This window comes from Anaerostipes rhamnosivorans (assembly GCF_005280655.1).
GTDB lineage: Bacteria > Bacillota > Clostridia > Lachnospirales > Lachnospiraceae > Anaerostipes > Anaerostipes rhamnosivorans.
Genome location: NZ_CP040058.1, coordinates 2,499,426 through 2,525,110 on the forward strand (window position 1 = coordinate 2,499,426; position 25,685 = coordinate 2,525,110).

The window sequence follows — 25,685 nt, forward strand, 5'->3', positions numbered from 1 at the left end:
AAAGCGGAACAAGTCCCTCATAATTGAGGGAGTTAGGGAGTTGAAGCAGACTTGTCCGCTTTGTTATTTGTGCCTCAACAGTTTTTCTGCCAGCTCATTTATAAGATAACTCTTCTCCCCTTCTTCCAGCATATAATTTGTAAAATAAACATTGTCAGTTACAATGCCGTCCACATGAATGCGTCTCATTTTTTTCATGAATGTCTCTTTATTTACGGTCCATGCAAATACTTTTTTCCCATACAATCCTGCCCGGGCAATCAGCTGTGTATTTACAAAGCTCTCCTCCACACTGATCATATCGGCTGCTTCCAGTCTTTCCATATCCCCATATGCTATTGAGGTAATGTAAACGGTTTTTATCTCCGGATCCAGCTTTTTGACCTTCTGAAGGATCCTGTAATCCATAGATGCTATACTGCACTGGTCTTCAAACCCATATTTACGGATTAAACTGACCGTCTTCTCCTCCAGATGTTTCTGATGCCTGTTGCTTTTTAATTCGATCATCAGATTGATGTGCCGGTCTGCCGCCTTCACCATATCTTCCAGAGCCGGTATTCTTTCATCCCGGTAACGGGCTCCAAAGAAACTGCCCACGTCGTATGTCTGTGCCTCTTTTAACGTCACGTCCCACACATTCTTTTTAATCCCCGCCGTTCGCTTGAAATTTGTGTCATGCATGACGATCAGTTCTCCGTCTTTAGTCTGCTGGACATCGATCTCGGCAATATCCGCCCCGCTTTTGACCGCCTCGTGGATCGCTGACATCGTATTCTCCGGCGCAAACTTCGCACCAGCCCGGTGAGCCACCACCTGGATCTTTCTGTCACTTGGAGTTTCATAGCCGTATGGCATGGTCATCTCCATATAGAACACAGAGATAATATAAACCGCCGCACACTCTATGAGCACAAGAATTTTCCTTCCGTTAGTGCGCCTGCTTATTTTTGTGGATATCTTGTGTCCCTGTACCCGATAATAGATCACAGAGACCGTTCCAAATAATATGACCGGTTTTAGCATGGCAGACAGAAAACTCAATGCCCGGTTCAGGTCATGGTAATGATACCAAAAGTCATAAAAAGCACTTCCCAGACTCCCGGTAAAACGGATGATGATCATCATTCCAATCAGGACCGCTGTATAAACCAGTGACGCCCCCACCCATAGAAAGAGCATGATACACAGTACAGAAACGGCACTTTTTCTTTTCTTCCCATTTACAAGTTCTGCACTCTTTTGGCATGCCCGGCGAAACGTAATCCTGTTCAGCACAAATTCATGGAGGCCAAAGATCCAGCGGCAGAACAGGAAGATCAGTACAAAAATGAGCCCTCCGTATAAAATACTCAGTACAGTGTTACCCCGGATGAATTCCAGAATAAACCCAGGGATTCTCAAAGAGCCGATGGGGCCGGACATAACGCTGATCCCGGTGACAGGCATTGCCAGGATCAAAAGAAGAACTACCCATAGATTCCCTGGCCAAGACAGCCTGCCTGCTCTTTTGGCACTCTCTATCAGAAGGCCGTATACACTGGCCTTCTCCCCTTTCATGCCCATATGGCAGTACAAGATAATAGCTGTGATTTCCAAAAAAGAAAAATATATGACCATAAGAAATGATAACACCAATGCTGCCAGAGAATACGGATTAACCAAAACCTGAAACAGATTCTGGTTTGTCAGATATTCAATACCGGCTTTGCTGAGAGCAAAATCAATCCCATTTTCACTCAGCGACATCACAGTCAGGAATACCATTTTATAGATGACTTCAAACAGCAAAAGGACCGGCCAGTCCCACGTCAACAATTTCCATAGATCAATGATAAGTCTCTTGATATTTCCCATAAACACCCCGCTCTAAGTTTCGTCCGTTTAGAAATATCTTTTCCTATTTTCTGTACAATTAATCTATACCCAAAAGAACAAAGCGGACAAGTCCGCTTCAACTCCCTAAATCCCTCAATCATGAGGGACTTGTTCCGCTTTGCGCGCCGATGTGCGGCTGCAAAGCAGCCTTCCTTGGCACATCGTGCGCATCATGCCCGGAGGGCTTTTTTGTTCCATAGGGAGAACTTTCCTATGGAACAAAAAGGATCGAAGCACCTGCGGTTTCCGCCTCAGATACCCCAATCCTATGTTTATTTTCTTGTTAATTCTTTTTTTTCACCGGGTAGCATACTTCCGTCACAAGTTCCTCCGGAGTCTCTGCGTCATGCGGACTCACGTGATAAATACAGAGAGAAGCTCCGTTAAAATCGTAACCATTCTCACAGATCCACTCCGCAACTGCTTTGTTTACCCTCGTGAGCTGCTCGTAGCTTCCTTTGTACGTGACGGACGCGATCTCCATGGCATCCACGTCCTTAAATCTTACATTCTCTGTATCCTGATAGATCCCGCTCACTGAAATCTGAATCTCAACGTCCACGTCACTTTCCTTGAAACCTTTGTCGTGAAACACTGCCAGCCCATAACATGGTACTGCCGGACGTACATCCTGTCCTGCAATCTCTTTGTTCAGAAGCTCCCACAGCATACCCTCACAGTTATATGCAGGGATCACCTGCCGGACACTCGCCACATACCTCCTTGGCAGTGTTTTTAAAACTACATTATAATCCATAAAATTCCCATCCTTTCTCAGCCACTGTATCGTATTGTCAAGCAGCCTGATCCTCTGTTCTGTCTCCTGTGCCTGGCAGAGGAGTTCTTCCCGCTTGATTTGCAGAAACTGCTCTATCTCTTCTGCGTCCTCGTATTTCACCAGAATCTCGCCAATGACAGATAAACCAAATCCCATGGTTTTCAGCACCTGTATCTTTTCTGCCAGCGGAAGCTGTGATTCACTGTAATACCGGTATCCAGTGGATTCATCCACCTCCTCCGGCACAAGCAGACCGATCTTATCATAATGGCGCAGCATTCGGATGCTGACTCTTGACAATTTAGAAAAATCTCCGATTCTTAACATGTTTCCTACCTCTCACATATATGTGTTATTTCTGAGCTCATGTTTACTATAGACTATATCACAGTGTCAGAGTCAATAGACAATCGTAAAACTTCTGTCTATTCTGTTATGACTTTGAAAAGATCGTTATCCCGCTTCCCTTTTTGAGCACCGGTGCCTTGGCCTTCTTGGTGCAGATACTTCCAGGCAGACATTCTCCGTCTCCGTTAAAAGAGATGGTCACATGTCCAAGCGCTTTCAAATTCTCTTCCGCGATCAAGCCCACCTGTGTCACCTCGTACTCTTCTCCGTCGATGTCTATCTTCCCTGCTGTCTTTAAATCACCTTTTACATCATTCTTCTCAATATAATAACAGTAGTCCTTTAAAGTCACGATGGCCTTCTGGGCAAAGGTGATCAGCATTCCTTTTTCTGCAAATATCTCCACTTCCGGTCCTACATCGTTCACTGTTGTCTCATATAATATCATTGCTATTTCCTTTCCAGCTCTTAACCAAATCTTTTTGCGAAGTTATTTTATACCTTGTGTATACAGAAATCAACTCAAATAAAACATTTTTAATCCCCCCAATCGGCAGCACTGTCATTTTAAAATATCGAAACTCATGATATTATGGAACTAAACGGGTATGATTGTAAAACACGATATGGAGAACAGTATGTTTAAAATAGGTGAATTTTCCAAACTCACGCAGGTTACCATCCGGATGCTGAGACACTATGATGAGACAGGTCTTTTAAAACCTGCACAGATTGATCCGATAACCGGGTACCGGCTGTATTCCACAGAACAGATCCCGGTGCTGAACAAAATTATTTATTTGCGGGACAGCGGTTTTCAGGTGGCAGATATTGCTGCAGCCCTCAACGCTGAGGATGACACTGCCGCCGCCAGTCTGCTGGACAAAAAATACAGAGAGATCCAGAAGCTCATTGAGACTGAGAAGAAGAAACTTAAGAAGATTGAATATGCGAAAAAAGAACTTTTAGGCAGTAAAAATGAAATGCATTATAACATTTTGTTAAAATCCATCCCAAGCTGCCAAGTGCTTTCCCTGAGAAACGTAATCCCCAATTATTACGCCGAGGGTGATCTGTGGAAAACAATGTCTGGATTTATTGACAAACACAGGGTTCTGCTATCAGCAGAACAAACCTTTTCTATCTATCATGATACAGAATATAAAGAAGAACATGTGGACGTGGAACTGTGTGCCCCGGTCAAAAAAAAGCTGGCAGACATGGATGGCTTTGTCTTCCGTGACACAGAGCCTGTACCCCTTATGGCATGTACCATGGTGTACGGTCCCTTTTCAAACATCGCAGACGCCTATATATCCTTTGCCCAGTGGCTCCAGGAAAAGAGCCAATATGAGATGACCGGCCAGACCCGTCAGATCGTCCACCGGGGACCTTGGAACGAAAGCAGTCCGGAAAAGTATCTCACAGAGATCCAGATCCCTCTAAGAGAGCTTTGTTAAATCTACTCCTTGACTCTCACATGATGTGAGGGTCTATATTTGCTTTGTAATTAAAACAAATATACGGAGGTACGTGTTATGAAAACATTTAACGTCAATTCCATCGGAAAAATCCGCAGCAGCGAAGAGGGAACCGTGATCCAGATCGATCCGCCCTATATCCCCGCTTTAAAGGCTCTGGACGGCTTTAGCCATATCAACGTGATCTGGTGGTTCAGTGAATGTGATTCCAAAGAAGCCAGATCTGTCCTTGAGACAGCCCAGCCCTATCAACATTCACCGGAGGTCATGGGGATCTTTTCTACCAGATCACCCATCCGACCCAACCCCATCGCCCTGACCGCATCGGAAGTCCTGCATATTGATGATCAGAGTGGAACAATCCAGATCGCTTACATAGATGCCAATGACGGTTCGCCGGTACTGGATATTAAGCCCTACACACCGAGCCTTGACCGGATCGAATCCCCACAGGTCCCAGACTGGTGCAGCCATTGGCCCAAAAGCTTGGAGGAATCCGCAGTCTTTGACTGGGAAAAAGAATTCAATTTTTAGAAAAGAACAAAGCGGACAAGTGCACATCATGCCCGCAAGGCTTTTTAGTACCATAGAAAGGTTCGAAGAGCTTTCCTATAGAACGAAAAAACGGTTAAGTTCAGATCAATGAACTTAACCGTTTTATATAATGCAGAAGAAGAGACTCGAACTCTCACGGGAGTAATCCCACTGCCGCCTGAAGACAGCGCGTCTGCCAGTTCCGCCACTTCTGCATGTCTCAAGCAAAATTAATAATACACGATTCCAAAGAAAATATCCAGTCTTTTTTTCATTTTCTTTGTATTTTTTTACATACATGCTCAAAACAGTTGATTTTATGAGGATTCTGGCTGGAAACTGCCGGAATCAAGACTACATTCCCTGCTCCTTAAGCCATTGTTCGATCTGTCCTTTTGACTGTGCAGCCACAAGAGGCTTTCCTACCTGTCCGTCCTTAAATAGAATCATTGTGGGAATCGTCATCACCTGGAACTTTTCTGCCAGTTCCATCTGTTCATCAATGTTGATTTTTCCAATCTGTACTGCACCCCCATTTTCCTCCCCCAGCTGATCCAGAGCAGGTGAAATCCTTCTGCAGTAGCCACACCAAGGAGCCCAAAAATCAACCAATACAGGTTTTTTAGATTCCGTTACCTCGGATTGAAAATTTTCTTTTGTTATATTTAAAATACTCATAATGTGCCCTCCAATTCTTTTGTGAACTGAAACCATATTAGTTACATTTCTTACTGTAACTATATCAATTACATTTCTATTTGTCAAGATAATGTTTTAATCAAATTTGAAAATTGCTGCCTTTATGTACAAAACTAAAAAGGATAGGCACCTTCTGCCTATCCCAATCCTTACTCGCTCTCCAACAACTCCGCAAGTTTTCTGGAAATCTCCAGAACAATCTTTTTATCTCTCGGACCGCAATTTTCAATCACCGCGTCCAGTTCCTTCACAAAAATATCCTCTTTCATTTCCAGAGATTGATAACTGTCCATCAACAAATAGTCCACAGAAACACCCAACGCATTGCTGATCTCCACCAGCGTAGGAAGTGAGACCTTGGTCTTTGCCGTTTCAATATTTGAAACATGACTTACAGAAAGGTCAACCTTCTCCGCCAAATATTCCTGGGTCATATTTTGTTTTCTTCTCACTTCTTTTATCTTCCGCCCAAGAGCCTCATAATTTATCTTCATACACTTTCCCCACTTCTTTCTATAATTTATGTAACAAAATATAATCTCTGATTTACATAAATACTTTTTATTTCTATAGTACATTTCTTTATCTATATTGTCTCCGTTATTCGTTTTTGTTAGAATAGTCTATATAAATAAAAATATTTCATATAATATAAAAAAGGTGGATTTTATGGATAAAAAACATTTTTTCAGAATCTTGGGCGTTGCCTCTGTCTCGATTTTCCTCTGGCTGTTCCTGTCACTGGCCCGTTACAGACAGAAAGAAAAATGGGCAAAAAAAATTGTCGGGGAATGGCGTCTAAAATACCGTCCCCCCGACAATGATTCTTCAGGAACTTTATAATCTTTTCATGATCTCATAGCACCGATTAGTCACATAACCAGCCCATGTGTTTCCCACACAATAGTTCTGATTGACCCCTTTTACGGTAGGACCGTGATAATAGGCCCCGCCCTTGACCAGATATTTTTCTTTCAAAAGCTTAGCAGTCATCATCAGATTCTCTTCTTTGGTTGGTGCGTTGATGCCCTTGGCACTGTCTGAAGTGACCCCGTAGCCTGTGAGATTATGATCTTCCCTGGCGCGCCTGCTGGTGCCCCAGGCACTTTCGTGAATGGCAATGCCCATCACCATAACAGCATTGACTCCGTAAGTCTTCTCACACTTATAAAATGCCGGAGCCTGTTCCTCTAGAGCCGTCCCCTTCAACATAAGACGGATCTCCTCCACTGACAGATTGCTCTTCTTCAGCAGATCCATCGGGTCAAAGATACGGGGCTTATCTGCATTCAATTCTTTGATCTGTTTTTTCAGGGCCTGTATCTTTTTTCTGCTCTTTTTCAGATCTTTTATTCGCTGCTCCTGCGTCTTGTCGCAGTTGAGAAGCTGCTGGTCTAAGTACTGCTTCAGCTGGATCGTCTCCTCCTCCTGAATGACATCCGCTACCTTCACTTCACCGGCCACATCAAAATTATAATTTCTAGCAATGTCTTTTAAGTAACGATTCTTTGTTTTCTGTGCCAATTCCATGAGCAGATGGTTCACCCTGTGTCCGATCTGGGTGTCATCTCCATCCTTTTTCACTCCGGTCAACGCCACGACTCCTGGAAGCGTTACACTGCCGCTCTGTTCCTCCAGTGACGCATAAAACTTCTGAATCTCTTCCTTTACCTTATCCGTATGCATCAGCCCCTGTTGCAGGCTTTCTTCCTGCATGAGCTGCCGTTTCAGCTTTTTCTCTCTGTCAAGCGCCGTTTTGGATCTGACCGATACGGAATCTTCCGGTGCTTCAATTTTCTTTTCTTTCTTTTTCTTCTTGTCTTTTTTCTTTTTGTCTTTCTTTTTTTTCTTCTCTAGCTTTTTCTTTTTATGTACTTTGTCCGGCTTTTCTGAGTCCCCCTTTTTCTCTGTATCTGTTTTCTCAGAAGCCGTTGTTGGTTTCGGCTTCTGTGTTGCCGTCTGCTCTTCTGTGGCCGTCTCTGTCTTCTCTTCTGTCGTGCCGGATGACGAAGTCTCCGCGGTCTCCTTGGCACTGTCAGGCGAAACGGCAAAAGCCGGCACTGACATACTCAGGATGAGAACGACCATACACAAGATACTGGCGGCCTTTCTTAGAACTTTACTCACACTGATACCCCCTTGTATATTTTCCATCATACATCCACTGGCATAATTTCGCAACTCCTAAACCTGATTTCAGATTTTTTTAATAAATGGAAACTCCCGCAAGCCGCAGCTCCCGGGAGTCTCTTTACCTTTTGGAATATTGTTTATTACTGGATGATTCTTCTTGCACAAACTGGAGTCCTGTAAAATGCATTTGAGATCTTGATTCCACCCTTTGGATAAGGTGCGGAATTACTTGCATGCACAACCTGTCCGCCGCCGATATACATGGCCACGTGATTGATGCTTCCTCCGCTTCCGTAGAAGATCAGATCTCCTGGCCGGAGATTACTGGTGGATACCGCGACACCGTCGGAAGCCTGCGCGCTGGATGTCCTGCTGATGCTGTATCCAAACTTAGCCATGATCTGCTGTGTGAATCCGGAGCAGTCGATACCGTTTGTAAGACTGTTACCTCCGTAGCGGTAAGGATTTCCTACAAACTGCTGGGCATAGTTTGCCGCTCTTGCTCCTGTAGATGATCCTGAAACACTTGCGGATGCCGGCACGGATTTTTTGCTCTGGCTGCCGCCGCTGCTCTGCGTATTGGAAGAACTGCTCTCTGAGCTGCTCTGGGATGACTGTACTTGCTCTTCTTTAGCTTCTCTGGCTTTTCTTTCTGCTTCCAGTTTTGCCTGGCGCTCTGCCTCGATCTGTTTCATAGATTTTGCTTTTTTGAATTTATATTTTACATCCACATAATCCTTTGAAACATATCCAGTCTCGCCTTCGACTTTAACCTTTGCCCAGTCACCGTTCTGCTTTTTCACCTTATAAGTCTCATCCTCAGAGACTAAAGTTACAACATCAGCATCCGTGGATGCCTTTTCCCGTACCCTGAGGGTCTCTGTCTTAACTTTTGCCACCTTCTTGATATTTTTTTCTGCAAAACTCTGGATGTCGTCTTCAAAGACAAGGTAGTCATTTTTCACATATCCGGTCACATCCCCGGATTTCACTTTTGTCCAGCCATCGCTCTTTTCTACAATCGTTCCAAGCGCTCCTCTTTTCATTTTTCCTAAGATCTTGGAATCTGTATTTGGCTTCTTTCTTATGTTCAAAGTAGAGGAGCTCTTTACTTTCGCAACTACTTTATTGGCATATTCACTCTTTGCCTGATCGTTTTCTTTTTTCTGTGTCTGCGCTGCCGGCTTTGATGTCTCTTTTGGTGCCGCATTTACAGGAGCCGATGTCAATATCATACCTGCCATGGCCACAACTGCGGCAGACAGTTTCATCTTCTTGATAATCATGTTTCCTCCTCAAATTCTAAATGTTACAAAATTGTTAACTTTGTTGCTACAGGTGCTATTATAACACGCACAGCCCCTATGTCAATACTTTTTAAACAATTTCGTAATATATTCGTAATATATTATCACATTTTGTAACATTGTAGAGAAAGATGGCAGCTGCCGTCAAATTCTGGAGGAGACTCCTATAACATAAAAATCCCTCCCGCAGGAAACCGTCCTTGTTCAAAGAACTGTCTTCTGCGGGAGGGGTATCCATAACCCAGCCGGGCTGTAGTTTAAAATCTATTTCTTAAGCCAGTTTTCCTTTAGCAACATCAACTAATGCTGTAAATGCTTCCGGGCTGCTGATTGCCATCTCAGAAAGCATCTTTCTGTTGATGTCAACTTCTGCTAACTTTAATCCATGCATAAATTTGCTGTAAGATAAACCGTTCATTCTTGCAGCTGCGTTGATACGTGCGATCCATAACTGTCTGAACTGGCGTTTTCTCTGTTTTCTTCCTGCGTAAGAAGATGTAAGAGCTCTCATAACAGACTGTTTTGCCACTCTATACTGTTTTGATCTGGCACCTCTGTATCCTTTAGCCAGCTTTAATACTTTATTATGTCTCTTTCTTGCGTTCATTCCGCCTTTGATTCTTGCCATTTCTTATAGTACCTCCTTCAATATTCTATCTTATAAATACGGTAAAATCTTCTTCATTACTTTTGCGTTTGTAGAATCTGTCACTGCAGATTTTCTAAGATTTCTCTTTCTCTTAGGAGATTTCTTTGTTAAGATATGGCTCTTATATGCCTTATTTCTTTTTAATTTTCCTGTTCCTGTCTTTTTAAATCTTTTTGCTGCTGCTCTACATGTCTTTACCTTTGGCATGATAATTTCCTCCTTGTACTTTCTTGCTTCTTCCTGGCACTAGTTCTTAGGTGCTAAAAACATAATCATACTTCTGCCTTCAAATTTCGGACGTTTATCAACGGTCGCTACATCATCCAACGCCTTTGCAAAATCATCCAGGATTCCTTTGCTGGAATTCACATGGGCAAGCTCTCTTCCTCTGAATCGAAGCGTTACCTTTACACGGGCACCCTTAGATAAAAATTTCCTGGCATGGCTGATCTTTGTATTCAGATCATTCGTATCAATGTTCGGAGACATCCGGACTTCTTTTACCTCAACAGTCTTCTGCTTCTTTTTCGCTTCCTTTTCCTTGCGGGCCAGTTCATACTTATACTTACCGTAATTGATGATCTTGCACACCGGCGGCTTAGCTTTCGGAGAGATCTTAACTAAATCCAGTTCAGCCTCGTCAGCTTTTTTTTGAGCTTCCCTTGCGGACATAATCCCTAACTGTGACCCATCCTCTCCGATCAGTCGCACTTCTTTGTCTCTGATTTGTCCATTGATCATTAAATCGCTAATAACGTTACACCTCCATAAAAAAATAAGTGGATAGTCAGACTATCCACTTTACATTCAAGCATGATTATAGAATCAATTTCTTAAATATTAACCCAAGTCACTCTGGTGCTAAGGTGAGAGTGGATACTCTTCTTTCTTGTTCCTGTTGTTTCTCACAACTCTTAATATCATACAATCAAAATCTGATCCTGTCAACTGTTTTTGCTTACTCTTTGCTGAATTCCACCAGTTCGAGCCCATCGTTTCGATCCAGCACAAATTGGATGCCCCATTCGTTTTTAAATAAAAGAAGTGGATTTCCTCTCATATCCCGGACTTTCTTCACTTCCGCCACACCCTTTAATTTGCCCATGTCAGTTTTGACGTCTTTGATCCAGCGGATCGCCTGGTACGGAAGCGGCTCCAGCCGGATCTCACAGTTGTACTCGTTCTCCAGGCGGTATTTTAACACATCAAACTGCAGGGTGCCCACAACGCCCACGATGATCTCCGCAAACCCTGCCTGGTGCTCCTGGAAGATCTGAATGGCACCTTCCTGCGCGATCTGCTCAACACCTTTTACAAACTGTTTTCTCTTCATAGAGTCCAGCTGAATGACCCTGGCAAAATGTTCCGGTGCAAAGGTAGGGATTCCCTCATACTCAAAGTCATCTTTTGGCATACAGACGGTGTCCCCGATGGAAAAGATTCCTGGATCAAACACGCCGATGATATCTCCGGCGTAGGCTTCGTCCACAATCTTCCTCTCCTGTGCCATGATCTGCTGCGGCTGGGAAAGGCGCATCTTCTTTTTGCTCTGTACATGTTTTACTTCCATATTGGCTTCAAATTTACCGGAGCAGATCCTCATAAAAGCAATCCTGTCCCTGTGGTTTTTATTCATGTTTGCCTGGATCTTAAACACAAACGCCGAAAAGTCATTTCCAGAAGGAGCAATCTCGGTTCCTTTTGAAATTCGTGGAAGCGGTGCCGTCGTCATCTTCAGGAAATGTTCAAGAAACGGCTGAACACCAAAGTTGGTCAGCGCTGATCCAAAAAATACCGGGGACAGTTCTCCTTTCTGGACTTTCTCCATATCTAGCGGCTGTGACGCTCCGTCCAGAAGTTCGATCTCTTCCATGAGATTTTCGTAAAAATCCTCTCCGATCATCTGCTCAGCCTGTCCGTCATCGATGGAGACCACGGTCTCTTTCGCTTCTTTGGACCCGCCAGTGGAGACCGCTTCAAAGCCCAGGATCTCCCTGCTGTTTCTCTCATAAACTCCCTTAAATTCTTTCCCGCACCCGATCGGCCAGTTCACTGGACAGGTATCAATGCCAAGAACTTTTTCTATATTGTCCAGAAGCTCAAATGTATCTTTGGCCTCCCGGTCCATTTTATTTATAAACGTAAAGATGGGGATATGTCTCATGACACAGACCTTAAACAATTTGATCGTCTGGGCCTCCACACCTTTGGACGCATCAATGACCATGACAGCGCAGTCGGCCGCCATCAATGTCCGGTATGTGTCCTCAGAAAAGTCCTCATGTCCCGGCGTGTCCAGGATATTGATGCAGTAGTCGTTGTACTCAAACTGCAGAACAGATGAGGTAACTGAAATTCCTCTCTCCTTCTCGATTTCCATCCAGTCAGACACCGCATGTTTTGTATTCGCTTTTCCTTTTACAGAGCCTGCTGTGTTGATGGCTCCTCCATATAACAGAAATTTCTCTGTCAGGGTGGTCTTTCCGGCATCCGGATGCGAAATGATCGCAAAGGTCCTTCTTCTGCCGATTTCCTTTTCAATACTGTTTGCCATAGTTCTTCCTCTTTCTTTATCTCACATGCCCCTGCGGGTATTCCTGGTTATGATAGCATAACAAAAGATGGATTTCCACTAAAAATAGAGTTTCATTTGAGAAACTCTATGCTAAGAATTCATATTATATTTGAATAACGCCACCACACAGTATCCTTTCTGTCATATTCTTTGAAGCCGATTTTTCGCAAAATCTTCTGTGATGAAAGTCCCTCAATCTCGGTTTCCGCAATGATATGACCGACTCCCTCCTGCCCCAGTGCCCAGTCACAAAATGCCTGGACCGTTTCGGTCATATAACCGTTATGTTCAAAGCTCCTTCCCAGACCGTATCCTATTTCAACCTCGCCTTCTATGTTCGGAATATCTTTAAAATCAATGGATCCAACGACACAGCGGTCCAATTTTCTCAAAATAAACCAGAATGTATGCCATAGATAATTTGCAGGATCTCTTTTTGCTTTATCTGCCTGCGCGCATACAATCTCACGGAACATCCCCTCCATTGGTTCCGCTTGATAGGAACAGTTTAGTTCTTTTTCAAGCTCTGCCAGATTGCATGTCCATAAGTCAAGCTGTTCCGGTGTAAGAGGAAGGATCATAAGCCTTTCAGTTTCGATCTTCATTCTTTTTATCCTTTCACATAGAAATAATGCTTTTTCCACAGGCTGCCCAGCCATATGACGAAAAAAGCACTATTTCTATTTATTCCGAAATTCACTGTTCATACATATCGCTACTTCGATGCTTCGTATATCTTTATAATATCCGCTGCCGTAAGAGGAACAAAAGAACCCTTGCACCCTTTCTCGGCTTTATCTGCCATAACCTCAAAATACTTGTCATCAATTCCTACCTCCGACAATGTGGATGGAAGATTCATTTGTTTGAAAAAGTTTCTGGTACATTTGACCGCTTCTTTTGCGGCAGTGATGTCATCCGTTTCTGTAATCCCCCATACATTTCTTCCGTAGTCCGCAAACTTTCCAGCGGTACTATCGTTCAGCGCAAACTCCATCCAGTGAGGTGTCAGGATCGCCAGACCTTCCCCGTGGGTGATATCGTAGAATGCACTTAACTCATGTTCCATTGGATGAACACACCATTCCACTTCCGCGCCTCCGCTGATGATCCCATTGATCGCCATACTGGACGCCCACATCAGATTTGCCCTTGCGTCATAGTCCCTGGGATCTGCCAGCGCTTTTGGCCCGTTTTCAATGCATATTTTCAAAAGCCCCTCTGCAAAGCGGGCCTGCACGTCCGCATGTTCAACGTTGGTAAAATAACTTTCCAGAATATGACTCATAATATCTGCTGTACCTGCCGATGTCTGTTTTGCCGAAACAGAATAGGTATACTCCGGATCCAGCACTGACATCCTTGGTTTCAAATAATCACTTGAAGTGCCCCATTTTTCATTCTTGTCCATATCAGAGATTACCGCAAACACATCCATCTCAGAGCCTGTGGCCGCCAATGTGAGTACACTGTAAATAGGCAGAGCCCCTCTGATCTTCTTCGGATCAATGACCAGATCCCAAGGATCTCCGTCATACCGGACACCTGCTGCAATGACTTTCGCACAGTCTATGACACTTCCGCCGCCGATAGCAAGCGTCATGTCGATTTCATGTTCTTGGCACAACGCAACTCCCTTGCGGACAGACTCAATCTTTGGGTTCGGCTCTACCCCTGAAAGTTCAAAGATCTCGAGGCCGGCCTCTTTTAAAAGCCCGACGGCCCTGTCATAGATTCCGTTCTTTTTGATGCTTCCTCCTCCGTAGACCAGCAGCACCTTATTCCCGCTTTCTCTCAGTTCTTTCAGATGGACAATCTGCCCCTTTCCGAAATGCACCTTTGTGGGAATTGAATATGTAAAGTTGTTCATCAAATTACCTCCTATTCTGGTTCAGAGCTGCGGCAACTTCACTGTCCGTGATCAGCACATTGACAATTCCACCCCTTAAAGCTCCAAGGATTGCATCTGTTTTTTCAATACCGTAAGCTACCCCGACCCGGATCGGTATCTTTTTTAAATCCTCTAATCCCAGGCAGATCAGCCTCCGGTCAAAATCATCAGAGATCAGATTCCCTTCTTTGTCAAAAACTCTGGAAAGCACCTCACCTACTCCTCCCTTTTCCTGAAGTCTTTTAAATTCCTCCATGGGAACGATTTTGGCGTTGATGGTCGCAGAATTTTCGTTGAGCGTTCCGATGCCAAACACGGCGATATCCGCATTCTTTGCCAGATCGATCACTTCCTTCACGGTTTCTTCTTTCATCAGATTCTCTTTTACTCCGGGATCTGTCACATACTGCGGCGCCAGGATCTGATAACTGTTGGCATTGATGATCCTGGCCGCCTCATCAATCAAGTAGTTGGAGTACGCAGCACGATAGTTCTTGTCCTCCTCCAAAGATATATTGGTAGCTCCCATCAGCGGGATGACCTTCACGTCTTCCAGCTTTAAGAACTTCAGTCTCATATCATGCTCCAAACATGCGATGGTCTTTTGCAGAGTAGTCCCCCTGGTGAGTGCCAGGATCATTTTATTTTTCAGGACTCTGACAATATAATCAGAGGCCAGGAACGCTACTTCATCACTGATACTTTCACTGTCCCGCTCATATGCAATAATCGCTTCTTTTAACCCGAACTTCTTTTCCAGCTGCTCTTCCACGCTGATCATAGAATTCTTCGGATAATTGATCTTGATCTGGACATATCCCTCTGTCCTGGCTCTTGACAAAGTCCTAGATATCTTTGTCCTGGAAACATTGAGCTTCTTTCCGATCTCGCTTTGGGACAAACCCTGCTTGTAATACATTTCTACTACTTTTAAGACAAACCGCTCTTCTTTCACGCTCTCCATCCTTCTTCTCACCACTTTCCTATGTCTAAACTATCTGTAAACAGTATTTTTCTTTGATCTTCATTTTATCATATCCGTTCCGGAAAATCATCATCCCCCTATGATGCCGATGCATCCAAGAATGAGTGAGAGTACTGTGACTCCCAGGGTGGCCGCAAAATAGTTTCTTTTAATCTTTGATAAGTAACCCCATACACAGAGCACCACCACAAGAGGCAGAAGCCCCGGCACGATGGAGTCAAAGATGGACTGCAGCGTAATGGAATAACTGCTGGTGGCAAGTTTCAGCGGTGTAGAAACCGTCACATAGGTGGAAGCCAGTCCCCCCATCATAAACAGTCCTAAGATACTTGCCCCTGTGATCACTTTATTTACCAGTCCGGACTTTAACATGTTTTCCGCAAAGGAGTAACCAAACTGGTAGCACTTCTGAGTCAGAAACAGGCCGATGCTAAAACATATGACCGTCAGCAGTACAAACGGCGCAATACCTCCCAGTGCGTTTCCGCTCTTGGCAAGAGGCAGGAACAATCCAATCAGCAGATACATCAGGGTTGACCAGGAAATGGTGTCCCCAATCCCTGCCAGAGGACCCATAAGACCTGTTTTAAGATTGACGATCACTTCCCCCGGGATCGCCTCATAATTTTGTGACTTTTTCTCTTCCAGAGCCAGGGTAAGACCCAGTATCGTTCCTCCACCCCAATGACCTTCCGTATTAAAAAATGTCATATTTCTCTTTAATGCTTCGACAAACTTCGGTTGATCCTCTTTTTTAGGGTAGTATCTTTTCAGTGCAGGAACTAAAGCCGTACAGAAACTGGGAGCCTGCATTCTCTCAAAGCTGTGGCTTATCTCCGCCGTTGTCCACCAGATCAGCCAAGCTTTAAAAATGTCTTTTTTGCTGAGCAGTTTTTGTCCTTCCGCTTCAGGTTCTTCCTCCTCATCATCTTCTTCGTCCAGATCTGTCTCCTTCCCTTTGTCTGTGAAAGTAAGATACAGGAAAGTGAGAAAAAGACCTGCCAGCAGCAGTGGTATCGTTCCGATTTTCGTATATTCGATCAGGAAAAATCCTGCGAAAAAGAACGGCAGATACTTTGGCTTTGAGATCAGGCTTGCGATGATGGCAAAACCTACCGCCGGCAGGCACGCGCCCATAGCCGCCAGTCCGTTGGTCACCGCGGCAGGGATATGGTCCAGCACTCCCTGCAGAGCCCCGCTTCCAAAGTACAGCGCCAAGGTGACCGGAACCATAAATATCAGTGTCTTTACGCATCCGCAGTATAAAACCGCCCAGCGTGTCATCCCTCCTGCATCACCTTTTCCTGCAAACTGATCCGCTCTCTGGGCAAAAAAACCGGCCATTAAATAGACAAGATTTTGAAGCTGTGCCCCCAGAAGCCCGATGGGCACTGCGATAGCCACCGCGGCAGTTGTGTTGAGTCCGGACGCCATTGCCACCGGTATGGCAATGTACGATGCCAGACATGGATCTGTCGGCTGGTTTCCCCCCGCGGAGATAACGCCCAGATAGATCAGCTGTAATGAAGCACCTATGATCATTGCCGTCTTCATATCTCCCAGAACAGCTCCAACAACGACTGCATTAAAAACGACTGTGTTGATCATAAACGCTGATGGCGTGTAAAAAATAATTGCCTTTGCAAGGCCGCAGATCAGGCCTAAAAGCAACGCTTGAAACAAAGTGATTCCCATGACTTAACCCTCCGATCTTTATAACAGGTCCGGAAAGACTTTTTTTATCCGTTCCTGCAACCCTATCTTTTTATCCGTGGGGATCATCTGAAAGCTAAACTTGATCCCTCTTTTTTCTAAGTCGAGTAATGTCTCTGCTTCTGCTTTTGATAAGCCAACCTGTTTGTAAATCTGTTTCCGTTCCCCGGTCACAGCCATCTGGCCGATGGTGATCTCGTCAAATACAATTCCCAAATCCGCGGTTTTTTCGATCTGTCCCACCTGTTTGAATAAGACAAACACACTGCCCTTTCCAAACTGGTTTTTCTGCCACTGTTCTGCCGCCTTGTCAGAAGAGTAGATACTGACTTTTATGTCCGGCGGGGCGGCAAATTTCAAAATACTTTTCTGCATCTTGTCTGCCGCCACCTGATCGTCGATCACTATGATGTGGTCTGCCTTAAAAATGTTCACCCATTGCGTCACTACTTGTCCGTGAATCAGCCTGTCATCGATCCTTACTGCCAATCTTTTTGCCATACAGATCCTCCTTCCACACTGCCCGGAAGCCCCTATTTACTTTTTTAATCTAGTAAGACACTGACTCTGTACATACCGGGCTTGCTTGCTTCCTCAAATGCTTCCTGTATCTGATCGAGGCAGAATGTTTTCGGCTCAATCAGTTTAGAAACATCTACGATCCCTGCACTTAACGCCTTTGCTGATTCCATAAAATCCTTGTGGTTTGCCCCAAAGGTTCCGATCAGGCTGATCCTCCTGTAGTGGAGCGTATTCGGATCAACGTCCATCTCAGGAGCAGGATATCCTGCCGCAAACAACAAAATCTTGCCGTCCAGTTCCCTTATCATCTCCAGTGCCTGCTGGTTGGCGTTTGTATTTCCCACTGCGATGATGACGGTATCCGCCCCTTCTTCCTGTGTAAGCTCCATCACTTTTTTTACAGGATCTTCAGTGCCTCCGTCGATCACCTCAAATCCCATGTCTCTTGCAGTCTGGATTTTTTTCGGTATGATCTCAGAGACGATCACTCTGGCACCATAGGCTTTGGCGGCCTGCGCATTTACCAGCCCCATGGTCCCTGCCCCGATGATGACCACGTTTTCAAACGGTCTGATCTGGATTTTTTTAATGCCGTGCAGTACGGTCGCCAGCGGCTCTAAAAATCCCGCCTCGGACGGATTCATCTCAGGATTCACTTTATAAATACTTTTTGCGTCTTTCACACAGTAGTCTGAAAATCCAAAAAAACTGAAACAATATCCATCCTCAGATGTTTTTGTCTTTGACTTGCAAGCATCCACGTCACCGTTCCTGCAGGCCATACAGTGGCCGCATCCGTTGTAGCCCGTGGCCACCAGATCCCCAACCTGGTAATCGTCCACCTTCTTTCCGACTTTGATCACCTCTCCAGAGGCTTCATGTCCCCCCGCCATAGGGTATCCCTGATGCTCCCTGAGCCCCAGCCACTGCCCGTAATCTGTTGTACAGATATTGCAGGCTTTCATCTTAAGCAGTACCTGGTGGTCTCCCACATCCGGCAGCTCCCTTTCCCGGACTTCTGCCACTCCCTTTTTCACCAGGCATCCAAATTTCATTGTTGTTGGTTCCATACGCTTACCCTCCTGACAATTATGCTCTTCCATCACTTCCAAAAAGAATCATATAACGTTTTAACTCCTCTTTATAACCTCCGGCCATAGTTTTGGACACATCCCACATATTGGCCGCCGGATTTCCAAACTCCCCGAGTGACCCGTTTTTCTCCATGCTTTCGTAATCGATACCTAGATAGGACTTCAGCTTCGTAAGGCCTGCGTTGCTCAAGTCCGTACAGAGGTTAACCTTCTGGATCCCTGTCTGAACTGCTTTTTTAAGGTTCTCGTCTCCGGTTCCAGAACCGCCGTGGAGTACCAGAGGTATCTCAAGCAGTGTATGCAGCTCACCCAGAAGCCCAAACTCCAGTTTCGGTGTCCCTTTATAAGTTCCATGGGATGTCCCTACGGATACCGCCAGGCAGTCAACTTCTGTCTCTTCCACAAATCTTTTAGCCTCTTCCTTTCTTGTGAGCCCGGAGTCTCTTGTCTGCTCATACTCAAACCCCTGACCCACATGCCCAAGCTCTGCCTCCACGGAAATCCCTGACGCATGGGCGATCTTCACGATCTCCTTTACCTCTTTTATGTTCTCCTCCAGGGAAAGAGTGGAGCGGTCTACCATAACAGAACTAAATCCAAAACGGACCGCCGCTACGATCTCCTCAAAGTCACCGCCGTGGTCCAGATTCAGAGCCGCGGTGACCTCCGGGAATTTTTTCTCATAAAACTTGACTAAGTCTGCGGTCTCCTCGATGTCATGTATCCCTGCACAGTCGATCACCACCGGAGCTTTCAGTTCCCTGGCCGCTTCAAAGACACTCTTGACGGTAAATCTGTCCCACACATTGGGAGCAGCCACTCCGTAACCATCCTGCTTTGCTTTTTTCAGTATCTGATCCATCGTAACTATCATATTGACCTCCTAATCAAATATCCACTATAGGTATCATTTGTTCTTACCCGTAGTATATTCCCGTTTTGTATCTTTGTCAATTCATTTTTTCTTTATAGTGCACATATGTGCACATCAAAACAAAATCAACAAGCTTGCGCACCAAATGTGATTTGACGTAGTCAAATAATTTCTTCACGCATTTGTGTGCATACTGCCCACAGGGCTTTTTTATCCCATAGGGAGGTTCGAAGAACTTTCCTATGGAATAAAAAAACGCCTGCAGACATTCTGCAGGCGTTTTGCCTTTGATTCTTATTCTTTTATCAGTCCCTGTTTTACCAGATAGTTGTGTGCAACTTCTCTCGGTTCTTTTCCCAATTCATCTACTTCGTAATTCATCTCCATCATAGCGTCATTGGTCAGCTGAGAACTTAAGTCGTTGATGACTTTTTTCAGCTCAGGATATTGATTGAGAGTATCCTCTCTGATCACCGGCACCGCATAGTACGGAGGGAAATATTTTTTGTCATCTTCCAATACCTTCAGTTTAAACTTCTTTAATAGGCCGTCTGTCGCAAATGCGTCTACAACGTCCACTTTCTTATTCTCCAGTGCTGTATATCTCGGAGAACCGTCAATGCCGGTCTCACCCTTAAACTTAAAACCGTAAGTTTCACATAATCCCGGAAGACCGTCCGCACGGTTTAAGAATTCCAGTGTGGAACCGATGCTCAGCTGGGATCCGCTTTTCCTCAGATCACTGATCCTATTAAGATTATACTTCTTGGCCGTCTCTTTGCTCACGGCCAATGTATAAGTATTGTTAAACTTTGTCTGATCCAATACTTCAAAATTATTTTTCTCTTTAAAGTATTTCTTCAAAGCCTGATAGACTTTATCCATATCGTTGGTGGATTCCTGTTTCATAATGTTCATATATGCAGTTCCTGTGTATTCCACATACATATCGATCTCGCCTTTATCCTGGGCTTCATAGCAGACCTCACTGCCTCCGAGATTTTCTCTCCGGTCCACCTTGATATCTGTCTTGTCCTCGATCACATCGGCATAGAGATTACAGAGAACCAGCTGTTCCGTAAAGTCTTTACTTCCAATGGCTATCCTCTTGTCATCTCCCTTGAAGCTTGAGATGATGGAGTTGCCCATGATCACAACGATCAGGACTCCTACCAGTGCCAGCACACCTTTCTGGCGGCGTCTCTTTCTTTTTAACTGTTCCTTTGAACCTTCATATCCCTGCTGCAGACTGATCGGCGTCACAAGCTTTTCAATCAGCCCCGCCAGATAGTCTACCAAAAGAGCTAAGATACATGACGGGATAGCACCTGCCAGGATCTGTGCGTTGTTAACTGTACGGATTCCTGAAAATACCAGATATCCAAGTCCTCCGGCACCGATAAAGGCAGCCATGGTCATAAGTCCCACTGCCGTTACCGCAGAGATACGGACACCTGCCATGATGATCGGCAGAGCCAGCGGTATTTTGACCTTAAACAGCACCTGTGCTTTTGTTAAGCCGATTCCCTTGGCCGCTTCCACCATTTCCGGACTGATACTGTTAATACCAGTAAATGTGTTCTTAATGATCGGCAGCAGTGAATAAATGATAACCATCACCACGGCAGGAAGGGTCCCGATTCCTAGAAGCGGAATAGACAGTCCTAAAAGTGCCATACTTGGGATCGCCTGTACTACATTTGCCACTCCTAGAACCGGCTTGTTTAGATTCTTTACATAGCTGATCAATATTCCGAGAGGCACACCGACGAGAATAGAGCATCCCACCGCAATGGCGGTGAGTTCGATATGTTCTGTCACAAGAGAAAAAATCTGTTGTTTATTTTGTATCATATACTGAATAAATTCCATCGGTTACACCTCCTCCTCTGTCATTTCTGCATGGGAACCTTCTGGCGGTTCTCCCTCTGTTTCTTCTTCATCCTCTGTCAAATACTGCTGGCTCAATGTAGAGATCAGATTACTGTTTGTGATCAGACCCAGCACCTTTTCATTTTCGTCTACCACAGGGATGTTTCCTACGTCATACTCATCGATCAGCTTTAAAAGCTGGAGGATGTTGTCATCCGGGCTTGCGGTCAGGACATCTGTCTTCATCATAGTCTCCGCTGCAGCCAGCGGATTCTTAGCCCTGTAGAGGGCTTTCCTGTTGACCATACCCTTAAGTTTCCTGTCTTGATCCACTACAAGCAGTGTATCTACATGGCGTTCTTTCATCCTTTTCACACACCGGCTTCTGGACAGGTCCCCGGAACAGGTGACTGGATTCTCGATCATGATATCTTCCACCTTTATGTATTCCGGTGATCCCCAGATACGGTTTTTTCCTACGAAGTTTTCTACAAACTCATTGGCCGGATTTTTAAGAATCTCTTCCGGTGTATCATATTGGAGAATGTGTCCGTCTTTCATAATACAAATCTTATCTGCGATCTTGATGGCCTCATCCATATCGTGGGTGACAAATACGATGGTTGTGTCCACCTTCTCATGGAGAGCGATCAGTTCATCCTGGAGGCTGACTCTTGTCATAGGGTCCAGCGCTGAAAACGGCTCATCCATCAAAATAATCTTTGGGTTATTGGCAAGCGCCCTGGCAACACCTACTCGCTGCTGCTGTCCGCCGCTTAAGTCATTGGGATAGCGGTCGAGGAATTCCTCTCCTTCGAGTCCGACCATATCCATGAGATAATCTGTATTTTTCCTGATCTCTTCATCATTCTTTTTTTCCAATCTCTGGATCAGTTCGATGTTCTCTCTGACAGTCATATGGGGAAACAGTCCCGCCTGCTGTATCACATATCCGATATTGCGCCGCATCTCGACTTTGTTCATATCTTCAATGTCATTCCCGTCGATGAAAATCTTGCCTTTCGTCGGACGGATCAGCCGGTTGATCATTTTAAGCGTTGTGGTCTTGCCACAGCCGCTGGAACCAATGATCGCCACCAGTTCCCCATCTTCAATCGTCAGAGAGATATCCGACAGGACTTTATTATCTTTAAAACTCTTCGTTACGTGTTGAAACTCAATCATTCATTTCACTCCTTTTGTTTAAACAGTCAAAAGGATCTGTGTCACCCCAGATCCTTTTATTCCGTTTTCTATAAAACAAATATCATCTGTTATACTATAGAATTATCAGCACTGCCTTTTTAGTTTATCATATTTTAAAACTTTTTTCCACTCAGGCAGAAGAGGCACCGTACAGTAACAGTACGATGCCTCTTAAAAAGGAAAAAATAAATGCAAAAAACTAGTCAAAAAATTTGCCCTTATAAAAATTTTCATTTCCGAGTTTTTTTGCCGTCAGCCTGAACACAACACAGCCATCCGGACATACAATATCCTTGCTGTATTTTCCGTCACCGCCGATATTCTCAAGATCTCCTCCGCTTCTCACAGCCTCCATGACCGGAAACATCATCATCATTACCTTGGAGCAGATACCCTGCCCATCCGCATTGACAGGACAGCCATAGGTACACATATATTTATCTCCGATTTCCTCACCGTTCCTGCAATACCGCTCTGTGTGGTCACTTCTGAGAAATCCCGTCACCTCGATTTCAAACTCATACTCCTCGTCATACCATTTTTTCATTTTAATCTCCATTCCGCCGCCTTTCAGTCGGCGGCACAAATAGTAATGAAAGATTTTCAAAACCTCAACTCCATGAGATAATAGCTTCAAGAAGCTACACTACAAAGCACGGGAGGAGGAGTTGTAAATTCTTTCTCGTTTTAGACAGCATTTTAATCAGTGTAAGTTCTGCCTTTTCAAGCACAAATAAGTGGATCTATAAGACCGTACACTAAGAATTGTTTTAACGCCTTGGTTAAATTGTGTGGCAGTTCAGTCAATGGCTTCTCTTATCTTTTTTCAGAAAGGAGTCTGACTATGAAAGTTACCTACAAAACCTGTTGTGGTGTCGATGTTCACAAATCATTTCTCGTTGCCACAATCATTACTACCACTGGTGGCATTCAACCTTCTTATCAGAAGAAACGTTTTTCCACCTTTAACAATTCAATTCTTGAGTTCAAGCATTGGCTTCTCGAAAATGACTGCCATGATGTCTGTATGGAATCCACCGGTAAATACTGGGTTCCTGTCTTTAATCTATTGGAAGATGAAATCAATGTTACCATCGCTAATCCCAAATGGGTAAAAGCTGTAAAAGGCAACAAGGATGACACCAAAGATTCTAAATGGATTGGAGACTTATTCCGTCTCGGACTTGTGAAGGGCCGCTACATCCCTTGTAAAAAAATACGTATTTTAAGAGAATATACAAGATACCGCTATAAGCTGGTTTCCTGCCGTTCCAGTGAAAAGAATCGATATCAGAATGCGCTTACTGTTTGTAATGTCGCTTTAGATTCTGTTGTTTCCGATATCTTTGGGAAGTCATCCACATCCATTATTGACTACCTGCTTGAGCAGACTGACAATTCTATCAACCATGAAGAAATCGCATCCAAACTTCTTAGACGTCTCAAATCCAAAGAAGATGCTGTGATTGAATCCATTGAAGGATATCAGATGACTGATCCCCAAAAATATCGTATGCGCCTCGTCCGTGCACATATGGATTATATCACAGCTGAAATCAATGATGTAGACCGTGAAATAGAAAAATTGATTTCTTCTGACCCTGATTATGAAAATGCTATCCAGTTCCTAATGACTATTCCGGGTGTTAAACGTGATAGTGCAATCACTATCATCTCCGAAATAGGTATTGATATGTCTCAGTTCTGCTCTTCAAAACGTTTATGCTGTTGGGCTGGTTTAGTCCCTGGCAGCAATGAATCTGGTGGTAAAAAGAAATCTGTTCGGATCACACGTGCTGGAGTTTACCTCAAACCTGCATTAGTACAATGTGCTCATGCAGCCGTTAAATCTGAAAAGTCTCCTTACTACAAAAAGAAATATGAATCTCTTATGAAACGCCGTGGCAAGAAAAGAGCCATAGTTGCTATCGCTCGTATGATTCTGACTGCAATCTACCAGATGTTATCAACTGGTGAAGCTTGGAATCCAAGCGACTTATACAAAATTGATATGCCTGAAGCTTTACTTGAAAAACAAAAAGCAAAAGCCATCAAGCAGGCTATGAAGCTATTACAACGTGAAGGACTATATCCACCACTAGAACCAATAGCTTCTTAAATTAATTCCTAAAATCAATACTTCAAAAAGTTGCCATTTCTTGACAGCTTAAATCAGTGCGCCACTTTTTGGCTGTCCTCTACTTTCTTTCACACTATACCTCCAAATGTTTTTTGACGCGCTAAGATTTAAGATACTGGAACAGATCCATCTGTTCCGCCTGATACGGCCTTTTATATGCCGTGATAATATGTCTCATATTAAAGAAAATACCGGCATCGCTACAGGCGGAAGCAAAGGCATTCCAAAGTTCCTTTGCCCTGGGGCTGGTACACTGGTATCTGTCTCTGTATTTCTTTTCATATTTTTCTCTGAATCCCTGTTCTGGAAATATCTGCTCCAGCTTTTGAAAATACCACTCCCTCTGATTCTGCCTCAGAGTCATGCCAAAGGCAGGATAGATAAAATCTACTCCGCATTCTTTAGCTTTCTTGACGATGCCAAGAACATTCTCCTTCGTATCCTCGATCCATGGAAGCACCGGCATCATCAGGATCCCTGTAAAGATCCCCGCCTCTTTCAGCCTTGCAATGGTCTCAAACCGTTCCGAAGACAAAGAAACTCCCGGTTCTATTTTTTTAGAAAGATTGTCATCACATGTTGTAATCGTAAGTTTGCAGATCACAGGGGAATGCTCTTTAATCTCTTCCAGAATATCAATATCCCTGGTAATAAGCGCACTTTTGGTGGCAATGGCACTGCCAAAACCAAACGCATTGATCAGCTCCAGTGCATGCCTGGTGAGTTTCAGTTCCTTTTCAAAAGGGTTATATGGATCACTCATGGCTCCGGTGGCCACGACTCCCTTTTTTGTTTTTCTCCTTAGATCATCTCTTATGATTTTCAGGGCATTTTCTTTGGCCCGCACCTGGTCAAAATTCTCAATATGATAACAGTCACTTCTGCTGTCACAATAAATACAACCGTGGCAGCAGCCACGGTATATATTCATGTTGTATTCTTCGCCGAACCAGGAATCCCCCGGTCCCCTGGTGATGATCTGCTTTGCCTTTACATATTCCATCCT

26 protein-coding genes and 1 tRNA gene are annotated in these 25,685 nt (G+C 44.3%); 4 read left to right on the forward strand and 23 right to left on the reverse strand.

What is annotated here, in order from left to right:
- Nucleotides 1-63 precede the first annotated feature (63 nt).
- The 3 genes from AR1Y2_RS12410 to AR1Y2_RS12420 all read right to left on the reverse strand — a co-directional run bounded on the left by AR1Y2_RS12410 (nt 64) and on the right by AR1Y2_RS12420 (nt 3,452).
- Nucleotides 64-1,857 carry a glycerophosphodiester phosphodiesterase family protein gene (locus AR1Y2_RS12410; protein WP_137329233.1) on the reverse strand — a complete coding sequence of 598 codons (1,794 nt, stop codon included), beginning with the start codon at nt 1,855-1,857 and terminating at the stop codon, nt 64-66.
- A 304-nt stretch (nt 1,858-2,161) separates the two neighbouring features.
- The gene (locus AR1Y2_RS12415; RefSeq protein WP_137329234.1) at nt 2,162-2,983 is read right to left on the reverse strand and encodes a MerR family transcriptional regulator; all 822 of its coding nucleotides are present in this window, start codon (nt 2,981-2,983) and stop codon (nt 2,162-2,164) included.
- Between the two features lie 106 nt (nt 2,984-3,089).
- Entirely contained in the window at nt 3,090-3,452 is a 363-nt protein-coding gene (locus AR1Y2_RS12420) for a PTS glucitol/sorbitol transporter subunit IIA (protein ID WP_137329235.1), read from the reverse strand.
- 190 nt (nt 3,453-3,642) lie between these two features.
- Here AR1Y2_RS12420 and AR1Y2_RS12425 point away from each other — a divergent pair, with 190 nt between their 5' ends.
- Both AR1Y2_RS12425 and AR1Y2_RS12430 read left to right on the forward strand, forming a co-directional pair.
- Nucleotides 3,643-4,464 carry a MerR family transcriptional regulator gene (locus AR1Y2_RS12425; RefSeq protein WP_137329236.1) on the forward strand — a complete coding sequence of 274 codons (822 nt, stop codon included), beginning with the start codon at nt 3,643-3,645 and terminating at the stop codon, nt 4,462-4,464.
- Between the two features lie 78 nt (nt 4,465-4,542).
- On the forward strand, nt 4,543-5,019 hold the full coding sequence (locus AR1Y2_RS12430; protein ID WP_137329237.1) for an SAM-dependent methyltransferase: 477 nt from the start codon (nt 4,543-4,545) through the stop codon (nt 5,017-5,019).
- A 131-nt stretch (nt 5,020-5,150) separates the two neighbouring features.
- Here AR1Y2_RS12430 and AR1Y2_RS12435 read toward each other — a convergent pair.
- The 3 genes from AR1Y2_RS12435 to AR1Y2_RS12445 all read right to left on the reverse strand — a co-directional run bounded on the left by AR1Y2_RS12435 (nt 5,151) and on the right by AR1Y2_RS12445 (nt 6,212).
- A tRNA-Leu gene (locus tag AR1Y2_RS12435) sits at nt 5,151-5,234 on the reverse strand.
- 139 nt (nt 5,235-5,373) lie between these two features.
- Nucleotides 5,374-5,697, reverse strand: coding sequence for a thioredoxin (gene trxA, locus AR1Y2_RS12440; protein WP_137329238.1), 324 nt, complete (start codon nt 5,695-5,697; stop codon nt 5,374-5,376).
- A gap of 170 nt (nt 5,698-5,867) precedes the next feature.
- A complete protein-coding gene (locus AR1Y2_RS12445; protein WP_137329239.1) occupies nt 5,868-6,212 on the reverse strand; it encodes a helix-turn-helix domain-containing protein in 345 nt (114 codons plus the stop codon).
- Nucleotides 6,213-6,387: 175 nt separating this feature from the next.
- Between AR1Y2_RS12445 and AR1Y2_RS17820 the strand changes: the two genes are divergently transcribed.
- Entirely contained in the window at nt 6,388-6,561 is a 174-nt protein-coding gene (locus tag AR1Y2_RS17820; RefSeq protein ID WP_175403642.1) for a hypothetical protein, read from the forward strand.
- Here the strand turns inward: AR1Y2_RS17820 and AR1Y2_RS12450 are convergent.
- The 16 genes from AR1Y2_RS12450 to AR1Y2_RS12530 form a co-directional block, all read right to left on the reverse strand.
- Nucleotides 6,556-7,845, reverse strand: coding sequence for a glucosaminidase domain-containing protein (locus AR1Y2_RS12450; RefSeq protein ID WP_175403643.1), 1,290 nt, complete (start codon nt 7,843-7,845; stop codon nt 6,556-6,558). The two genes, AR1Y2_RS17820 and AR1Y2_RS12450, sit on opposite strands and share 6 nt — an antisense overlap.
- 146 nt (nt 7,846-7,991) lie before the next feature.
- A complete protein-coding gene (locus AR1Y2_RS12460; protein ID WP_137329242.1) occupies nt 7,992-9,137 on the reverse strand; it encodes a C40 family peptidase in 1,146 nt (381 codons plus the stop codon).
- 292 nt (nt 9,138-9,429) lie between these two features.
- A complete protein-coding gene (gene rplT / locus AR1Y2_RS12465) occupies nt 9,430-9,786 on the reverse strand; it encodes a 50S ribosomal protein L20 (RefSeq protein WP_137329243.1) in 357 nt (118 codons plus the stop codon).
- A gap of 30 nt (nt 9,787-9,816) precedes the next feature.
- A complete protein-coding gene (gene rpmI, locus AR1Y2_RS12470; RefSeq protein ID WP_006569064.1) occupies nt 9,817-10,014 on the reverse strand; it encodes a 50S ribosomal protein L35 in 198 nt (65 codons plus the stop codon).
- A 39-nt stretch (nt 10,015-10,053) separates the two neighbouring features.
- Nucleotides 10,054-10,548 (reverse strand): translation initiation factor IF-3, encoded by a 495-nt coding sequence (infC, locus tag AR1Y2_RS12475; protein WP_137329244.1) that lies wholly within the window; start codon nt 10,546-10,548, stop codon nt 10,054-10,056.
- Between the two features lie 217 nt (nt 10,549-10,765).
- A complete protein-coding gene (locus AR1Y2_RS12480; protein WP_137329245.1) occupies nt 10,766-12,361 on the reverse strand; it encodes a peptide chain release factor 3 in 1,596 nt (531 codons plus the stop codon).
- A 119-nt stretch (nt 12,362-12,480) separates the two neighbouring features.
- Nucleotides 12,481-12,987 (reverse strand): GNAT family N-acetyltransferase, encoded by a 507-nt coding sequence (locus tag AR1Y2_RS12485; RefSeq protein ID WP_137329246.1) that lies wholly within the window; start codon nt 12,985-12,987, stop codon nt 12,481-12,483.
- A gap of 110 nt (nt 12,988-13,097) precedes the next feature.
- On the reverse strand, nt 13,098-14,252 hold the full coding sequence (locus tag AR1Y2_RS12490) for an iron-containing alcohol dehydrogenase (RefSeq protein WP_137329247.1): 1,155 nt from the start codon (nt 14,250-14,252) through the stop codon (nt 13,098-13,100).
- 4 nt (nt 14,253-14,256) lie between these two features.
- Nucleotides 14,257-15,237 carry a sugar-binding transcriptional regulator gene (locus AR1Y2_RS12495; RefSeq protein ID WP_137329248.1) on the reverse strand — a complete coding sequence of 327 codons (981 nt, stop codon included), beginning with the start codon at nt 15,235-15,237 and terminating at the stop codon, nt 14,257-14,259.
- Nucleotides 15,238-15,327: 90 nt separating this feature from the next.
- The gene (locus tag AR1Y2_RS12500; protein WP_137329249.1) at nt 15,328-16,953 is read right to left on the reverse strand and encodes a PTS system mannose/fructose/sorbose family transporter subunit IID; all 1,626 of its coding nucleotides are present in this window, start codon (nt 16,951-16,953) and stop codon (nt 15,328-15,330) included.
- 18 nt (nt 16,954-16,971) lie between these two features.
- The gene (locus tag AR1Y2_RS12505; protein WP_137329250.1) at nt 16,972-17,472 is read right to left on the reverse strand and encodes a PTS sugar transporter subunit IIB; all 501 of its coding nucleotides are present in this window, start codon (nt 17,470-17,472) and stop codon (nt 16,972-16,974) included.
- Between the two features lie 44 nt (nt 17,473-17,516).
- Nucleotides 17,517-18,563 (reverse strand): zinc-dependent alcohol dehydrogenase, encoded by a 1,047-nt coding sequence (locus AR1Y2_RS12510; protein WP_137329251.1) that lies wholly within the window; start codon nt 18,561-18,563, stop codon nt 17,517-17,519.
- 19 nt (nt 18,564-18,582) lie between these two features.
- Nucleotides 18,583-19,461: a class II fructose-bisphosphate aldolase gene (locus AR1Y2_RS12515; RefSeq protein ID WP_137329252.1), complete on the reverse strand. Its 879-nt coding sequence runs from the start codon at nt 19,459-19,461 to the stop codon at nt 18,583-18,585.
- 294 nt (nt 19,462-19,755) lie between these two features.
- Nucleotides 19,756-21,333, reverse strand: coding sequence for an ABC transporter permease/substrate-binding protein (locus AR1Y2_RS12520; protein ID WP_137329253.1), 1,578 nt, complete (start codon nt 21,331-21,333; stop codon nt 19,756-19,758).
- A 3-nt stretch (nt 21,334-21,336) separates the two neighbouring features.
- On the reverse strand, nt 21,337-22,518 hold the full coding sequence (locus AR1Y2_RS12525) for a betaine/proline/choline family ABC transporter ATP-binding protein (protein ID WP_137329254.1): 1,182 nt from the start codon (nt 22,516-22,518) through the stop codon (nt 21,337-21,339).
- A gap of 220 nt (nt 22,519-22,738) precedes the next feature.
- Nucleotides 22,739-23,086, reverse strand: coding sequence for a TIGR04076 family protein (locus AR1Y2_RS12530; protein WP_137329255.1), 348 nt, complete (start codon nt 23,084-23,086; stop codon nt 22,739-22,741).
- A 297-nt stretch (nt 23,087-23,383) separates the two neighbouring features.
- Between AR1Y2_RS12530 and AR1Y2_RS12535 the strand changes: the two genes are divergently transcribed.
- Nucleotides 23,384-24,658, forward strand: a complete 1,275-nt coding sequence (locus tag AR1Y2_RS12535) for an IS110 family RNA-guided transposase (protein ID WP_137329256.1) — start codon at nt 23,384-23,386, stop codon at nt 24,656-24,658.
- 121 nt (nt 24,659-24,779) lie between these two features.
- Here the strand turns inward: AR1Y2_RS12535 and AR1Y2_RS12540 are convergent, their stop codons facing one another.
- A complete protein-coding gene (locus AR1Y2_RS12540) occupies nt 24,780-25,682 on the reverse strand; it encodes an SPL family radical SAM protein (protein WP_137329257.1) in 903 nt (300 codons plus the stop codon).
- Nucleotides 25,683-25,685: the final 3 nt, after the last annotated feature.

Bases quoted from the DNA above. Each gene is read 5' to 3' on its own strand.
- AR1Y2_RS12410 (WP_137329233.1), bottom strand. From the start codon at position 1,857: ATGGGAAATATCAAGAGACTTATCATTGATCTATGGAAATTGTTGACG.
- AR1Y2_RS12415 (WP_137329234.1), bottom strand. From the start codon at position 2,983: ATGTTAAGAATCGGAGATTTTTCTAAATTGTCAAGAGTCAGCATCCGA.
- AR1Y2_RS12420 (WP_137329235.1), bottom strand. From the start codon at position 3,452: ATGATATTATATGAGACAACAGTGAACGATGTAGGACCGGAAGTGGAG.
- AR1Y2_RS12425 (WP_137329236.1), top strand. From the start codon at position 3,643: ATGTTTAAAATAGGTGAATTTTCCAAACTCACGCAGGTTACCATCCGG.
- AR1Y2_RS12430 (WP_137329237.1), top strand. From the start codon at position 4,543: ATGAAAACATTTAACGTCAATTCCATCGGAAAAATCCGCAGCAGCGAA.
- trxA (WP_137329238.1), bottom strand. From the start codon at position 5,697: ATGAGTATTTTAAATATAACAAAAGAAAATTTTCAATCCGAGGTAACG.
- AR1Y2_RS12445 (WP_137329239.1), bottom strand. From the start codon at position 6,212: ATGAAGATAAATTATGAGGCTCTTGGGCGGAAGATAAAAGAAGTGAGA.
- AR1Y2_RS17820 (WP_175403642.1), top strand. From the start codon at position 6,388: ATGGATAAAAAACATTTTTTCAGAATCTTGGGCGTTGCCTCTGTCTCG.
- AR1Y2_RS12460 (WP_137329242.1), bottom strand. From the start codon at position 9,137: ATGATTATCAAGAAGATGAAACTGTCTGCCGCAGTTGTGGCCATGGCA.
- rplT (WP_137329243.1), bottom strand. From the start codon at position 9,786: ATGGCAAGAATCAAAGGCGGAATGAACGCAAGAAAGAGACATAATAAA.
- rpmI (WP_006569064.1), bottom strand. From the start codon at position 10,014: ATGCCAAAGGTAAAGACATGTAGAGCAGCAGCAAAAAGATTTAAAAAG.
- infC (WP_137329244.1), bottom strand. From the start codon at position 10,548: ATGATCAATGGACAAATCAGAGACAAAGAAGTGCGACTGATCGGAGAG.
- AR1Y2_RS12480 (WP_137329245.1), bottom strand. From the start codon at position 12,361: ATGGCAAACAGTATTGAAAAGGAAATCGGCAGAAGAAGGACCTTTGCG.
- AR1Y2_RS12485 (WP_137329246.1), bottom strand. From the start codon at position 12,987: ATGAAGATCGAAACTGAAAGGCTTATGATCCTTCCTCTTACACCGGAA.
- AR1Y2_RS12490 (WP_137329247.1), bottom strand. From the start codon at position 14,252: ATGAACAACTTTACATATTCAATTCCCACAAAGGTGCATTTCGGAAAG.
- AR1Y2_RS12495 (WP_137329248.1), bottom strand. From the start codon at position 15,237: ATGGAGAGCGTGAAAGAAGAGCGGTTTGTCTTAAAAGTAGTAGAAATG.
- AR1Y2_RS12500 (WP_137329249.1), bottom strand. From the start codon at position 16,953: ATGGGAATCACTTTGTTTCAAGCGTTGCTTTTAGGCCTGATCTGCGGC.
- AR1Y2_RS12505 (WP_137329250.1), bottom strand. From the start codon at position 17,472: ATGGCAAAAAGATTGGCAGTAAGGATCGATGACAGGCTGATTCACGGA.
- AR1Y2_RS12510 (WP_137329251.1), bottom strand. From the start codon at position 18,563: ATGGAACCAACAACAATGAAATTTGGATGCCTGGTGAAAAAGGGAGTG.
- AR1Y2_RS12515 (WP_137329252.1), bottom strand. From the start codon at position 19,461: ATGATAGTTACGATGGATCAGATACTGAAAAAAGCAAAGCAGGATGGT.
- AR1Y2_RS12520 (WP_137329253.1), bottom strand. From the start codon at position 21,333: ATGGAATTTATTCAGTATATGATACAAAATAAACAACAGATTTTTTCT.
- AR1Y2_RS12525 (WP_137329254.1), bottom strand. From the start codon at position 22,518: ATGATTGAGTTTCAACACGTAACGAAGAGTTTTAAAGATAATAAAGTC.
- AR1Y2_RS12530 (WP_137329255.1), bottom strand. From the start codon at position 23,086: ATGAAAAAATGGTATGACGAGGAGTATGAGTTTGAAATCGAGGTGACG.
- AR1Y2_RS12535 (WP_137329256.1), top strand. From the start codon at position 23,384: ATGAAAGTTACCTACAAAACCTGTTGTGGTGTCGATGTTCACAAATCA.
- AR1Y2_RS12540 (WP_137329257.1), bottom strand. From the start codon at position 25,682: ATGGAATATGTAAAGGCAAAGCAGATCATCACCAGGGGACCGGGGGAT.